This window comes from Phyllobacterium sp. SB3, assembly GCF_040009165.1.
GTDB lineage: Bacteria > Pseudomonadota > Alphaproteobacteria > Rhizobiales > Rhizobiaceae > Phyllobacterium.
In genome coordinates, this window is sequence record NZ_JBDYKI010000001.1 from 381,100 (window position 1) to 394,278 (window position 13,179).

The 13,179-nt window shown below is 51.3% G+C and carries 17 protein-coding genes; 9 read left to right on the forward strand and 8 right to left on the reverse strand.

The annotated features are described in order from the left end of the window. Positions 1–37: 37 nt before the first annotated feature. From ABKW30_RS01930 to ABKW30_RS01940, 3 genes are all read right to left on the reverse strand, one after another. A complete protein-coding gene (locus ABKW30_RS01930; RefSeq protein WP_348596335.1) occupies positions 38–844 on the reverse strand; it encodes a transglutaminase family protein in 807 nt (268 codons plus the stop codon). Between the two features lie 108 nt (positions 845–952). Further along, positions 953–1,144, reverse strand: a complete 192-nt coding sequence (locus tag ABKW30_RS01935) for a CsbD family protein (RefSeq protein WP_348596336.1) — start codon at positions 1,142–1,144, stop codon at positions 953–955. A gap of 257 nt (positions 1,145–1,401) precedes the next feature. After that, complete coding sequence (locus tag ABKW30_RS01940; protein ID WP_348596337.1) at positions 1,402–3,375, reverse strand: AI-2E family transporter; 1,974 nt, start codon at positions 3,373–3,375, stop codon at positions 1,402–1,404. 185 nt (positions 3,376–3,560) lie between these two features. On the opposite strand from ABKW30_RS01940, the gene ABKW30_RS01945 reads away from it, so the two are divergent. The 4 genes from ABKW30_RS01945 (at position 3,561) to ABKW30_RS01960 (ending at position 5,710) form a co-directional block, all read left to right on the forward strand. After that, positions 3,561–3,719 (forward strand): DUF3309 family protein, encoded by a 159-nt coding sequence (locus tag ABKW30_RS01945; protein WP_008121950.1) that lies wholly within the window; start codon positions 3,561–3,563, stop codon positions 3,717–3,719. Between the two features lie 187 nt (positions 3,720–3,906). Then, positions 3,907–4,770, forward strand: coding sequence for a PRC-barrel domain-containing protein (locus ABKW30_RS01950; protein WP_348596338.1), 864 nt, complete (start codon positions 3,907–3,909; stop codon positions 4,768–4,770). A gap of 125 nt (positions 4,771–4,895) precedes the next feature. Next, on the forward strand, positions 4,896–5,234 hold the full coding sequence (locus ABKW30_RS01955) for a DNA gyrase subunit B (protein ID WP_348596339.1): 339 nt from the start codon (positions 4,896–4,898) through the stop codon (positions 5,232–5,234). A 2-nt stretch (positions 5,235–5,236) separates the two neighbouring features. Further along, positions 5,237–5,710, forward strand: a complete 474-nt coding sequence (locus ABKW30_RS01960) for a hypothetical protein (protein WP_348596340.1) — start codon at positions 5,237–5,239, stop codon at positions 5,708–5,710. On the opposite strand, the gene ABKW30_RS01965 is transcribed toward ABKW30_RS01960, so the two are convergent. Next, positions 5,690–7,216, reverse strand: coding sequence for an HWE histidine kinase domain-containing protein (locus ABKW30_RS01965; protein WP_348596341.1), 1,527 nt, complete (start codon positions 7,214–7,216; stop codon positions 5,690–5,692). The genes ABKW30_RS01960 and ABKW30_RS01965 overlap by 21 nt on opposite strands. A 138-nt stretch (positions 7,217–7,354) precedes the next feature. On the opposite strand from ABKW30_RS01965, the gene ABKW30_RS01970 reads away from it, so the two are divergent. Beyond that, the gene (locus ABKW30_RS01970) at positions 7,355–7,576 is read left to right on the forward strand and encodes a hypothetical protein (protein ID WP_348596342.1); all 222 of its coding nucleotides are present in this window, start codon (positions 7,355–7,357) and stop codon (positions 7,574–7,576) included. Positions 7,577–7,591: 15 nt separating this feature from the next. On the opposite strand, the gene ABKW30_RS01975 is transcribed toward ABKW30_RS01970, so the two are convergent. Continuing rightward, a complete protein-coding gene (locus ABKW30_RS01975; RefSeq protein ID WP_348596343.1) occupies positions 7,592–8,347 on the reverse strand; it encodes a Crp/Fnr family transcriptional regulator in 756 nt (251 codons plus the stop codon). Between the two features lie 141 nt (positions 8,348–8,488). On the opposite strand from ABKW30_RS01975, the gene ABKW30_RS01980 reads away from it, so the two are divergent. After that, complete coding sequence (locus tag ABKW30_RS01980; protein WP_348596344.1) at positions 8,489–8,905, forward strand: hypothetical protein; 417 nt, start codon at positions 8,489–8,491, stop codon at positions 8,903–8,905. Here the strand turns inward: ABKW30_RS01980 and ABKW30_RS01985 are convergent. Next, a complete protein-coding gene (locus tag ABKW30_RS01985) occupies positions 8,888–9,439 on the reverse strand; it encodes an RNA polymerase sigma factor (protein WP_348596345.1) in 552 nt (183 codons plus the stop codon). The genes ABKW30_RS01980 and ABKW30_RS01985 overlap by 18 nt on opposite strands. Positions 9,440–9,451: 12 nt before the next feature. Beyond that, positions 9,452–9,655 carry a NepR family anti-sigma factor gene (locus ABKW30_RS01990; RefSeq protein WP_348596346.1) on the reverse strand — a complete coding sequence of 68 codons (204 nt, stop codon included), beginning with the start codon at positions 9,653–9,655 and terminating at the stop codon, positions 9,452–9,454. Positions 9,656–9,826: 171 nt separating this feature from the next. Between ABKW30_RS01990 and ABKW30_RS01995 the strand changes: the two genes are divergently transcribed. From ABKW30_RS01995 to ABKW30_RS02005, 3 genes are all read left to right on the forward strand, one after another. Beyond that, positions 9,827–10,621: a response regulator gene (locus tag ABKW30_RS01995; protein ID WP_348596347.1), complete on the forward strand. Its 795-nt coding sequence runs from the start codon at positions 9,827–9,829 to the stop codon at positions 10,619–10,621. 82 nt (positions 10,622–10,703) lie between these two features. Then, positions 10,704–10,868 (forward strand): DUF1328 domain-containing protein, encoded by a 165-nt coding sequence (locus tag ABKW30_RS02000; protein WP_348596348.1) that lies wholly within the window; start codon positions 10,704–10,706, stop codon positions 10,866–10,868. 167 nt (positions 10,869–11,035) lie between these two features. After that, complete coding sequence (locus ABKW30_RS02005) at positions 11,036–12,502, forward strand: glycosyltransferase family 39 protein (RefSeq protein ID WP_348596349.1); 1,467 nt, start codon at positions 11,036–11,038, stop codon at positions 12,500–12,502. Here ABKW30_RS02005 and ABKW30_RS02010 read toward each other — a convergent pair. After that, positions 12,444–13,163 carry a glycosyltransferase family 2 protein gene (locus ABKW30_RS02010; protein WP_348596350.1) on the reverse strand — a complete coding sequence of 240 codons (720 nt, stop codon included), beginning with the start codon at positions 13,161–13,163 and terminating at the stop codon, positions 12,444–12,446. The two genes, ABKW30_RS02005 and ABKW30_RS02010, sit on opposite strands and share 59 nt — an antisense overlap. Between the last annotated feature and the right edge of the window lie 16 nt (positions 13,164–13,179).

Sequence of the window (13,179 nt, forward strand, 5' to 3'; positions counted from 1 at the left end):
GCGAGTAAAACAGTTGGAGAACGATAAGGTTGCGAATTTAACGCGCTTCGCTCGCCCAGACCTTGAACTTTGTCAGATAGTTTGGCCCGAAAATATTGGTCAATGGAACATCTGCCGCGTCACGCCCGTGAGCTACTTTCACCCGCCCGATTCGGGGAGTGTTGTTGCGGGGGTCGAATGAATGCCACTCGCCGCCAAGATAGACTTCCATCCACGCACAGAAATCCATTTCCGCATGGGGCGGAGGCACGCCAATATCCGTGATGTAACCTGTGCAGTAGCGGGTGGGGATATTCAGGCAACGGCAAAAGGCTACAGCAAGATGAGTATAATCACGGCATACGCCCCGACCTTCATAATAGCCTGAGGATGCTGTCCGGGTTGGATTGGAATACTCATAGCCGAACGTAATGTGATTGTGAACGAAATCGCAAACAGCCTGAACTCGCTGCCAACCCTGCGGTGTATTTCCGAAGAGCCGCCAAGCCTCGTCACTCAACAGGTCAGTTTCGCAATAGCGGCTACCCATGAGATAGACCATCGTTTCGTCCGGAAGGTCCTGAACGCGGTGCTGCTCTGCACCAAGTACAACCGGGTCGGGCAGACCACTATCGCGCACGATGGCATTTGTCGAACAAACAAACGTCCCGGGGGCAGCAACTATCCTGTTACACCAATTGCCAAACTGGTCGTGATAGCCTGTAATCGTTGAATCAAAGTTGGTGTGGAACGTTTCTATGCCTTCCAGATCCTCGAACCTCGAGTGATGCACATTCAATATCGCTACAAGGGGTGTTTCCTGCATGAATTCGAATGTCAGCTCGCACCCTACATGTAATCGCATTCACCGTTCCCTTGATTATAATTTATGTCGCAACAGCATCGGCAGAGTCTTATGCAAAAAGCAACCGGCCCGAAAGCGGACCGGTTAAACTATTTGCCCACAAAGGTATTAAGCCTTGTCTACAACCTTCTTGACGGCATCTTTTGCCTTGCCCTTGGCTGTCTGAGCGTCACCCTTCAGTTCCTGCACCTTGCCTTCGGCTTCCAGCTTCTTTGAACCCGTTGCCTTGCCTGCCGCCTGCTTAACATTGCCGGCTGCTTTATTGGCCGCACCGGAAATCTTGTCACTTGTACTACCCATGATAGGAACTCCTGAAACTTTGAATTTACAATCTATAAACGAACAGTTTTCAGGTTGGTTCCCAATGAGCATATTAATTAAATAGTTGAAATATAAAGATAAATACTCACACAAAAACCGACCCGGCGCCCACGGGGGAACAGGCACCGGGTCTTACGTTACCAATCAAAAGGCTCGATCGGCTTGTGGGAAACGCCGCAACCATATCTTGGTTCCGCTTAAATCCTGCGCGAAAAAGAAATACAGAAAGCGACCTCTCAGGAGCATATTTCCTGTATCGCGTTCTCGATTGAAGATGCGAAAATACAGTTGCGGGTCGAGCCGACAATCTTCTCTCCATCGACATTTTCAGCGTCGTCGCCCCAAAACCCGATAATGATTTTTATGCGCGTGTTACGGCGTCTTATCCGCCGTATCAGATATCGAGCATGTGCGATGGATGACGTGTTCAGATAGCTTATGCAGATAGCACTTACGCCTGTAAGTTCGAGTTTGGCAATATTGGCAGCTTCCAGTTCGTCATGGGTAATGTCATGAACTTCGAACTCGTTACGCTCAAGAATATCTCCAATAATAACTGCTGCTGCATCATCCAGATTACCACGCCCGCCAGCTGATATGATTGTCTTCGGTTTGGCAGATTCCGCCTTCTTGAGCGGCTTCTTTTCCGGTTTGGAAACTTGTTCTTCTGCCTCGTCCTCTTCATCCAGAGCATCGTGATAATCAGACAGGTTCTCGACCAGAAACACCATACTTTGTGCAACACGGTTACGTCGCGGCGCGTCGAGAACTCCCCGCCCCCGGTCGTGTTCCGCCAACAGAAGCGCAGGAACTGCAACCGAGGAGAAGTACTCCATGACTGAGTTGGACTGGAGATATTCCTCCGCTTTCTCTGTTGCTTCGTCGGGATCGCCCGACAGCAGCCTTTGATAAAGTTGCTGCGGCGGCAGAAGAACGGGCTCATTGCCAAGCAGAACGTCAAGAAACTCGAATTTCGGAACATGCCGCCCGAGCACAACAAGGCACACAGTCAGCGGCGTGGATAGAATAAGACCGATAGGACCCCATATCCATGTCCAAACGATTGCAGCCATGAGGATCGCTACCGGAGAAAGCCCGGTCTTTGATCCATAGAGCAGCGGCTCCATAATATTGTTGCTGATGAGTTCAAGCACGATGAACAGGGAGGCGGTCCAGAACAGCAGCATCCAACCCGGATCAACCGCCAGCGACAGCATCAACGGGAAGAACGCGGCGATGATCGGACCGATATAAGGCACAAACCGCAAGATAATTGCCAGCATGCCCCACAGCATTGGATTGGGAATGCCTATCAGCCAGAGCCCGATACCTATCGGCACGCCAAAGCTGATATTGATGATGAGCTGCATCAGCAGATATTGTCCGACGCGTTTCCCGGCATCGTGCAGCGCTGTCGTCGTCCGGTGAATATCACTTGCCCCGACCAGTTTTATAAATCGGTCGCGAAGGTCTTCCCTCCGCATCAGCATGAAGATCACGACGACAATGACAATGCCAATCGTAGCCAAGGGCTGGATCAATGGACCGGCAAATGTTTGCAAAAGGCTCAGCGGATCGGGCGGAGGATAACGTATTTCCACCGGCACAGGCTTGTTGGGATCCTGTGTTTTCAACTGGGTTCCGTCTGCCGGATTTTGTGCATCAACATTTTCTGGCTGTTTCCGGGCTTGATCCGGATTATCAGGCGCATTGTCCACCTGGAATCGCTCTACTTCGTCAGAACGCCCGATCTCTTCGTTGAATCTTTTGAACATGCGGGCGCCGCGATCAAAGATGCTGTTACCCGACTGCGCGTCTTTAACCGTGCGTATTTTTGCTTCGATATTGTACTGATAGCTTGGAAGGTTCTGTGCCAGGACAGTTAGCTGGCTGACAACAATGCCGACAAACATCGCAATTACCAGAAATGCCGTTACGACGACACTGATAACCGCTATGCCTTTGGGCACGCGATTACGGTGCAAGCGGGTGACCAACGGCGACAAGGCAAATGTCAAAAGCAACGCCAATGCCAATGGCACGAAAACGTCACTGGCAAAATAAAGTGCGGCAACAATAGCTATAGCGACAATAACAGGTGGAAACTGGGTCCGCGTATCTGCCTCAACTACGGCTGGCGCATAGACAGATTTCCGCGTCACACGTTCCACAGCACGTGGCGACCGCCCGCTGAAATCCTCAGAAGGCATCGAAAACCCCTAACCCGAATTGCATAAAGTGCCTCTCCATATAAACCCGCCACTGCAACGCCGACGAAGCAAATTGGTTGCATGGAATGCGGCACTTCTCACACATTCATGCAAGTTGATGATTTGGAACGAAAAACACTGTCGCGGTGTTTATTATCCGACAACAACAACCGGAGGCTTGGAACATGCCGTTAACAACGATCCTTGTCATCATTCTCATTCTTGCACTCATAGGTGTCTTTCCAAGCTGGCCCCATGCTCGAAACTGGGGCTACGGACCATCGGGGCTACTCGGGATCGTACTGGTGGTACTGGTAGTACTGCTGCTTATGGGCCGCATCTGATACCGAAGAAAAGGAGTTTGAACCTATGCTTCGTGGCGTTTTACTTTGGCTTATTGGCCTGCCGCTACCAATAATCATTATTCTCTGGTTGATGGGCTATCTTTCATAAAGCCTTTTGAATTCAGCCTCTTACATGCGCGCCAACTATTTAACCGGCGTTGTGCCGTCCGGGCAAAAAGGAACATAAATGTTGAAAAAACTTCTTTCCACTTCAGCTATAGTGGTCATTCTCTGCACGGCTGCTGCCGCGCAGGAGGGCTCCGACATCTTTGGCCAGCCAATCATGGCTTCTCCTGTACAGGATCGATATCTTGTTGCAGCGCCCGGGCAGGTATTGGCCAGCGGCTTGATCGGCCAGTCCGTCTATAACAGTTCGAAAGACGATGCTGCATCCATCGGAGAGGTTAAAGATGTCGTGCTCAACCCTGAAGGGCGTGCAGAAGCTGCAATCGTTGGTGTCGGCGGCTTTCTTGGTGTGGGCGAAAAGGAAGTAGCCGTTGGGCTGGATCAGTTATCCTGGACCGAGAAGCCCGACAAGAAACGTTGGCTCGTCATCGCTACAACCAGGGAAGAATTGGACAAAGCCCCGGCTTATGATCGTTCAGTACTGCTGACTGATGGCGCTTCAGACCCGGCAAAGGCCCCCGAACCACCCGTCGCCAATCAAACTGAACCCCAAGCAGAGAAGCCTGCTGCCGAGCTTCGAAGTGCACTCAAGGCAGTTCCCTCAAGCGCAATGAGCGCCGATAAATTGATCGGCTCAACGGTTTATGGACCTGAAGACGAAACACTCGGCAGCGTCGGTGATGCACTAATGACCCCGGACGGCCAGATTGAAGCATTTGTCGTGGATGTGGGCGGATTCCTCGGACTCGGTAAAAAACCAATCGCAGTGTCAATTGAGAATCTCGACCTGCTTGCCGACGATAGCGGCAAGATTTCGGTTTTTACGCCTTTTACCAAGAAAGATCTGGAAGCCCAACCGGCCTATACGGCAGAAGCCTACAAGGCTGACAGCGAGAAAATCCTGCTACGTGGCACTGCCGAATAGCAGAAACATAGGTCTTTTAAAAAGTGTTTGGTCACCGCAACTTGCGGTGGCCGTTTTCGCATGGAACAAATAGTTTCCAGCGACGTTTCGAAATCATATGCATCAATTTTCCAAGGAGTTATCGCATGGCCTCAGTTTCCTCAAAAGTTCGAAAAGCAGTCGATGATGCTACGGAGACAAATCCTGATTTGCAGGCACAGGTTGCAGCTCTGAAGGATGATATTGCCAGCATCGCTGCCACGCTGGCAAAGATTGGCAAGAACTCGACAAAGGGAGCCCGCGCCAGCGCTGCCAATTCTTTCGAAACCGCCAAGGTGCGCGGTGAGGAAGTTTTTGAAGACTTGAAATCGCAGGCATTGGACGTAGAGGATCAGCTGACTGAAACGATCCGTGATAAACCGTTGACATCTATAGCGGTAGCAGCGGGAGTCGGCTTTCTTCTCGCTCTGATTTCCCGTCGCTGATCATGCTGAAACTGCTTACTCCTTTATTGACTAGCCTCGCCGCTGGCGAGGTTGGTCTTGCAGTGAATCGCGTAAAGCGTAGTGCAATCTTCCTGAGCGTAATCGGTGTGCTCGGTACTATCGGTGCCATTTTTTTGCTGGTCGCGGCCTATATCGCTCTTTCGGACCGTTACGGTGAATTGCGGGCAGCCCTTTATATTGGCGGCGGTGCTATTGCCTTGGCGCTTATCCTCTACGTCATCATGAAAATATCCGACGCTATCATCCGCAAGCGTCAGCGTGATAAGGCGAAAACCGATACATCCGCCCTTCTGGCCATCGCTGCAGTTGCTGCCGCCCCCATGCTTTTGCGTTCACGTTCGCTGTTGATGCTGGCGCTCCCGGTTATCGCCTTTGGCGGCCTGTCCATGCTGGGGAAAAAACCTAAAGCGGGACGACGCAGACGCCGCCGTTCTTCAGAGGAACTCGGGGATTGAGTTATCCTTGATCGGCATGGAGATTATAGCCTCCACGCCGCTTTCAGGATAACTTAACCTGACGCTACTGGATATTACCTTATCCAGGCTGCGTTCGATCAGACGCTCGCCAAGTCCGCGCGTTTCACGCGCCGCCACCGGTGGGCCGCCCGCTTCTACCCAATGGATGACCACACGCGATCCGTCGAGTCCTGGCTCAATCTCCCAGGACACCCGCACTTGACCTCCCGCAACCGAGAATGCGCCATGTTTGGCCGCATTCGTTGCAAGCTCATGCAACGCTATGCCAAGACCTAATGCATGATCAGGGGGCAAGACTATATCTTCGCCGACGAGCACCATTTGAGCCGCATCATAAATTGCATAGGGTTCGACCTGCCGCGTGATAAGGTCAACAAGGCTTATACCGCTCCATTCGCGGTCAGAGAGAAGCGTGTGTGCTTCGGAAATTGCCCTTAACCGGCCGGAAAATGCTTCCATGAACTCGGCAGGATCAGATGTCCGGTTCAAAGTTTGCCGTGCAAGCGACTGCAGCATGGCCAGAGTGTTTTTCACGCGATGATTAAGTTCTCTAAGCAAAAGCCGCGTTTTCTCAGCCGCGTTCTTTGTCGCTGTAATATTGATGTTCACACCGACTGCAATTGCAGGCCGCCCCGTTTCGTCTCGTTCAAAAACGCGACCTCTTCCCAGCAGCCATTGACCGGAGGATGCAGCGCGAAACTCACCCGCATAATCCTGATTATGAGCCAATGCACGCGTAATCGATGACTTCATCATTGGAAAGTCATCCGGATGCATGGCCCGGAACACATCCTCACCCGTGACAGGATTTTCCTCGCTCAGGCCCAGCATGGAATAGGCCATCTTGTTACCGGTAAATATACCGCTCTTCAGATCCCAAACCCAACTGCCAACATTACCTACCTCCAACGCCATGGCGTTGCGGTCTTCGTCCTGATGAAGTTTTTCCACTGCGGTCTGGTCAAGGCGGGAATTGCGCTTCAGTTGGATCAGAGATCCGGCAAGAGAGGCGAGCTGTATCAACTTCTCTTCCTGCTCAATGCCGAATTCGGCAAGCGGAGCCAACGACAAAATGCTCAATGCGCCAACACGCTCTTCGCCAACGTAAACCGGCGCAATGGCCAAAAACTTTATGCCAGGCTTCCTTGCAACGGCTGTAACTTCAGCAAATCTCACATCCTCAGCGGCATTGAGAGCTACAAGGCACCTCTTGTCTATTTGGGCAATCGCATGTGCTTCGATCGCCCATATATCAACATCAGCCATGGAACCTGCCGACGAAAGAGCCAGACTGTGGTCGCTATCGACCAGAGCCACCCTCACGCCATCGACGTTAAAAACAGACAATGCAAGATCAGTGAGATTTCTCAGGTCGCTATCATCTTTCCCGATCAGCCGGAGCGTGGAAAGAGCTTCCCGGCGTGATGTTTCTGTCAGGAACAATAAAGTGTTTTCGGAAATATCGTTTAACTTCATATCCCACATGACGACCTGTTTTAAGGTGCCCTTACTCCACTAAGTTATAAATCCCACGACTTCAACGCGGCCACCTTGCCATTGTTCCTCTAACGGAACATTTAATCATTCCGTTCGTTCTCAATCAGCAACCATATGGAGGACGAAATGCTCGAAGCCAACGACATTCTATCGGACGAAAGTCTTAGCAAAGTCCAAAAAGTTGCAAGATTGGAAGAACTTCTCGCTGAGGCACGAGGCCTGCAACGGGCAGCGACCGAGGGTGGAATGGACCCGGATGATGGCGTTACAAGAAACTTGCGTGACATAGAACTCGCTTTGGACAGGCTGAATGCCGAAAAGCCCGAAACCGGTGCTGCAACGCTATAAAGGCATAATCACCCGTCAAATATAGGGACGGGGTGCAGCAGGAAGACCCTGCCATCTGGAAATATCCAAAAGCATTTGGTGGCTAAGAACTTCGCAGCCGCGGTCCAGCCAGCGTAACGCCCCCCTTGCAGCAAGTTTTTTCAAAGTCTTGTTTGTATGAACAATTGATAGTCCGAGCGTGTCGGCAACGTGCTGTTGCCGCAGGGGCACTATCAACTTGTCATTCTTCACCATTCCGACTGATTTTGCCCGTTGATAAATGAATGCAAACAGATAGGCGGCCCGCTCAAGCGCAGACCGGCGGCCAACACTCAACAATATCTCGTCGAGCATCTGTTCTTCGCGTGATGCTAGCCAGGTAATGTCATAGGCAATGCTCGGAAAACTACGGAAAAGGTTCGGCAATTTATCTCGCTGAAACATGCACAAGACCATCGGCGATAAAGCTTCGACAGAGTGCTGCATTTCTTTCATTACCGAGCCTTGCAGCCCGATAAGATCGCCCGGCAGCACATAGTTCAGAATCTGCCGCCGGCCGTCTTCCAATGTTTTGTACCGGAACGCCCAGCCCGAGAGAACCGTGAAAAGATGGGCGCTGCTGGTGCCTTCACCAAGTACGGTACTACCGACATCAGCGACGAGTTCGCCCATCTTGAAACCGGACAGGAACTCAACTTCCTCTTTCTCATGCGGCTGAAAATGCGGATAATCCTGTAAAGGGCATCTTTCACAAGGGTACTGTCTTACTGTCAACGCCGGCTTGCTTTTCATTTTTTTATCCAGTTGTAGCCGCGTGCAAATTAGCATGCCCGCAGAAATTCACATGCGGTTTCTTCGCAAACGATATGTCTTAGTTAAATGACAGCTCACCCAAGCAGTCCCATAACCACCGCCAAATGGAGTGATGGAATTATGGAACTGGCCGGCAAACGTCTTTTGGTACTCGAAGATGAATACTTGATCGGACTGGAGCTGGAGCGAATCGCGGAAGAATGCGGTGTAAAGTCCGTGCATGTTGTTTCTACAATCGACCAGCTGCTCGACTGGATAAACAGCAATCAAACATGCGATCTTGCTATACTTGAAGTGGAAGCGCGTGGCGTTTCCTCGCTTAAAGCTGCATCAAAGCTTCAAGCCCGCAAAATACCTCTCGTGTTTACCAGCGCCTATGATGCAGATTTGAGTGGTATTACCGAGTTCGCGGGCATACCTGTCGTCGGAAAGCCCTATGGAAAAAGCCAGATTGTGCAGGCTGTCGCTACAGTTGGCAGCGATTCTTTGCTCAACAGGCTTTCCAGCAAGGACGATTCATCAGGCGAACTTGTTTGATGTAACCTGTGTAGCGATCGCATCCGGGCCGTAGTCGACCTCTCCCTGAATCTCGAGAAGTTCCTGCAGGCGGGTTCTGGCGCGGCTGACACGGCTCTTGATCGTTCCTACAGCACAGCCGCATATGTCCGCGGCTTCCTCATAGGAAAACCCGGAGGCGCCTACAAGAATGATGGCCTCACGCTGATCATCGGGAAGTTTTTCCAGCGCTTTACGGAAATCCTGCAAATCAAGTGAACCGTATTGAGCGGGGTGTACAGACAATTGTTCGGTGAAAATCCCATCGGAATCCTGTACCTCGCGCCCACGCTTGCGCATCTGGCTATAAAACTCATTGCGCAGGATTGTGAAAAGCCACGCCTTTATGTTTGTGCCAAGCTCGAACGAGTCCTGCTTGGCCCAAGCTTTCATGATTGTATCCTGCACCAGATCGTCCGCCCGGTCAGGATTACCGATCAAGGAAACCGCGAAAGCTCTCAGCTTCGGAAGCGAGGCAATCAGATTTCTTTTGAAGTCCTTTGATTCATGTACCATTCAAGGGCCCGCTTACTTCGAGGATCGCGAATGCAGGCGTTCAGCCTCATCCAGCTTTTCCAGAAGATCGAGAAACCTTGCCGGTATCTCTTCTTCCTGCACCGCCGCATAAAGTGCGCGAAGCTTCAACCCAATTTCCGTTTCAGCATTTTTTGCATCGCGGCGAAGAACACGCGCCTTGGCTGGCGCGGAGGATGAATTAATTTTTGCGTTCATTGCTTGATCTTTGCTGGTATGTCGACGCGAAGTTCTTAGGCACATTAATTTCGATAATGCCCGAAAAAAGAAAAAGTTCCGTAGGCTGGAACTTTTTTTTCTCGAAAGTGTTGTAGGACGGAACTCTCTATATATTCTGACCAATATCGCCTTAACAGGGAACGCACTAGAATGTCATTATCCACCCGGATAGCCCCCCACCTGCCTTATCTCCGCCGTTTCGCCCGTGCCATCACTGGCTCACAATCTTCAGGCGACGCTTATGTAGCGGCAACCCTCGAAATCCTGATAGCTGACGTCTCCCTGTTTCCCGATACGGGTTCAGACCGGGTAAGTCTCTATAAATTGCTGGTCAAACATTTCAACTCGGTCAATGTGCGACCTCTGGAAATGCAGTCTGAATACGGTTGGGAAAAACACGCTGCAGCGAATCTGACTTCGATCGCACCACGGGCGCGTCAGGCATTCCTGCTCATCAGCCTTGAAGGTTTCAGTCAAACGGAAACCATGGAAATTCTCGAAATTTCCGATGACGAACTGTATGCACTGCTCGATGAAGCGTCAGTTGGCATTTCCAAGCAGATTGCCACGGATATCCTGATTATCGAGGACGAGCCTTTGATCGCCATGGATATCGAACACATGGTTGAGAGTCTGGGTCACCGGGTAGTTGGCATTGCCCGCACCAAAGATGAAGCATTAAAGCTTTACTCCGAGACACAGCCAAGCATGATACTGGCGGATATCCAGTTGGCCGATGGCAGTTCAGGCATTGACGCTGTCAATAACATCCTTAGCCAGGATGCTGTTCCAGTCATCTTCATTACAGCATTTCCGGAGCGCCTGCTGACGGGCGAGCGGCCTGAGCCGACCTTCCTGGTCACGAAGCCATTTAATCCGGACATGGTAAAAGCGCTTATCACCCAGGCTTTGTTCTTTAAGGAAAGCAGCAAGACAAAAGCATAGATCGGCGTAACACATCCCTGATCTTTGCGGGAACCAAACGAACTTTGTTTCGTTTCTGTTTCAACAATAAAGGGAGATAAAAATGCTTTATTATGCAGTGGTTTTTCTGATCATCGCGCTTGTCGCAGGTGCCCTGGGTTTCGGTGGTATTGCCGGCGCTTCTGCTGGTATTGCCCAGATTATATTCTATGTGTTCCTGGCACTTCTTCTGGTGTCGTTGATCGCGAGTATCATACGCCGCGCATAAACCAATCTACCAGACGGCCGTCAGCTTATGCTGACGGTTTTGTCGTTTCATCCTAACATATAATTAAGGTTGTAAAGGCCGCGTTGGGATTGCACCGACCCGTCTATCGTAGTAGTCCACCTTGAAAGCGAGCGGTGGGGTTTTGGGTGACTTGGCGGAAATTTAACTTGGCCTCACTTGATGGGCCGGAAATAAATTGGGCGTGGTTCGCGCGCCGCGCGCCTCGAATAATTGCAGTCTACATTATTCTTGTCCTTGCCCTACGCTTGTTGCTTTCGCGCTTCATGGAGATTGATGAAGCACAGTTCGTTGGGGCCGTGGACTTTTCCTGGATATACGGCAATTCACATCCACCTTTATATAATTGGCTGGTGCGGTCAGCGCTTGAACTGACCGGTTGGAACTGGGTGCTTTCACTGGCACTTGTTCGTCTCTCACTGCTTGGCCTTTATCACTGGCTTGTCTTCGACACGGCAAGGCGTCTTGGCGGCGACCGCGCAGGCGTTCTGGCACTGATGGCGTCGGCTTTTCTGCCGCAGATCGTATGGATGTCTATCCAAACAACTGCACACACCGTACTTGTCGTCGCTGCCTCGATTGGGATAATCCATGCGCTGGCACTGATAAGATCTGGTAAAGGGAATATTGCCTATGTCTGGTTTGGGATTTGGGCGGCTGTAGGTGCGCTCGCCAAATACAACTTCTTTATATTCCTGATCAGCTTCCTCGTTGCCGCAACCCTCACACCATCAATCCGTCGTCAGCTTTTCAGCCGGTCAATCTGGATATCGATTGCGATTTTCGTTACGGCCTTCACACCCGTCGTCATGGCATCAATCAAGGCTCCGCTGGCGGCCACCGCAGGGCGGATGGAGAAACTGAATCAACCGGTTGAGTATCTCGACGTTATCGATCTGCCCCATATAGGCATCGATGGTTTTACCAGCCTTGTGGTTTCTGCCGTTCTTTGGGCCGGACTGGCCTTTATCGTTTACGTCATCGGGAGGACACGCGATCACCCGCGCCCGGTGGCTGATGGCGATGAAGATGTTCGCAAATTGCTCCTGCGCACCATATTGATCGGTATGGGAGCTTTTGCACTGCTGGTTTTGGTTGCTGACTACCATTCGGTTGCCCAACGTTACATGGCGCCTATTTTAGCCCCCACTGCGATATTGCTGGCGCTATACCTTCCGCAAGTATTGGGAGCGCGGAATCTCCTGTTTCTGTCCGCCTGCATGTTCGTTCTCGCTCCACTGGGCTTTGCCGGCGTTGCGCTGTTTGGCACCCCGCGATTTACGTTCCCATATGATGCCGTCAGCGGTGCTATTCGTGCCCAGAATCCGGCTCCAGCGACAATCATCTCAAATCGTCAGGATGATGCGGCGAATATCTCGGTTCTTTTGCATTGGCCTCCCGAACAAGGCTCTACAACGGATATCGTTCTTGTTTGGCAAGACAATAATCCTCCCACAGAGGGACTTCTCGCTCGATTACCTGCAGATGCCTTGCCTGCCAGTCCCGTGACGCGCGTATCTGCCCCCGTCAGGAATTTTAGCAAAGAGTTGAGAACCTTCAGTTTTCAGCGCTTTTCATCTCGGTCACCTGTACCGGATCAGAGTAACGACGAATAAGCCAGAATACGCCCACAGTATCCAGAAATGCCACGGCTGCGCGATCGAAAAAACCATACTTCGAAATGCCCGCGAGCCTGGGCCGGTCTTCGATATCCACTTCTATGACAGGTAATCCGGCCCGGCGCGAAAGAGCCGGGATGAAGCGATGCATATTATCGAAATAAGGGAAATCCCGGGCGGCTGCAGCTGGCATGATCTTGAAACCGCAACCCGCATCCCTGCAATCATCCTTAAGAAGCCGCTTGCGAACGAAATTGGCAAAGCGTGAGGTCAGCAGTTTAACGACACCATCGTTCCGGCGTTTCCGCACGCCGGCAAAAAGAACCGGCGGCGAAGTTTCTATACGGTTCCAGAGCTTTACGATATCGGCAGGATCGTTCTGGCCATCACCATCCAGTGTTGCAATCCATCGGCCATTTGCTGCCTGAAAACCACTGAGCAATGCACGTGATTTGCCTGTGCGCTTTTCATGGCGCAACACACGAACTTTCTCATCCGCGCTCAAGGCTTCAGCGGCTGAATTGTCCGTCGAACCGTCGTCTACCACAATAACTTCATGTGATGGACCATTTGCAAAAGCGGCACTGATCTCTTTGACAAGCAAGCCAATATTGCCAGCCTCGTTATGCACAGGAACAATGATTGTCAGTTCGATCATATCAGGAAACCATCAA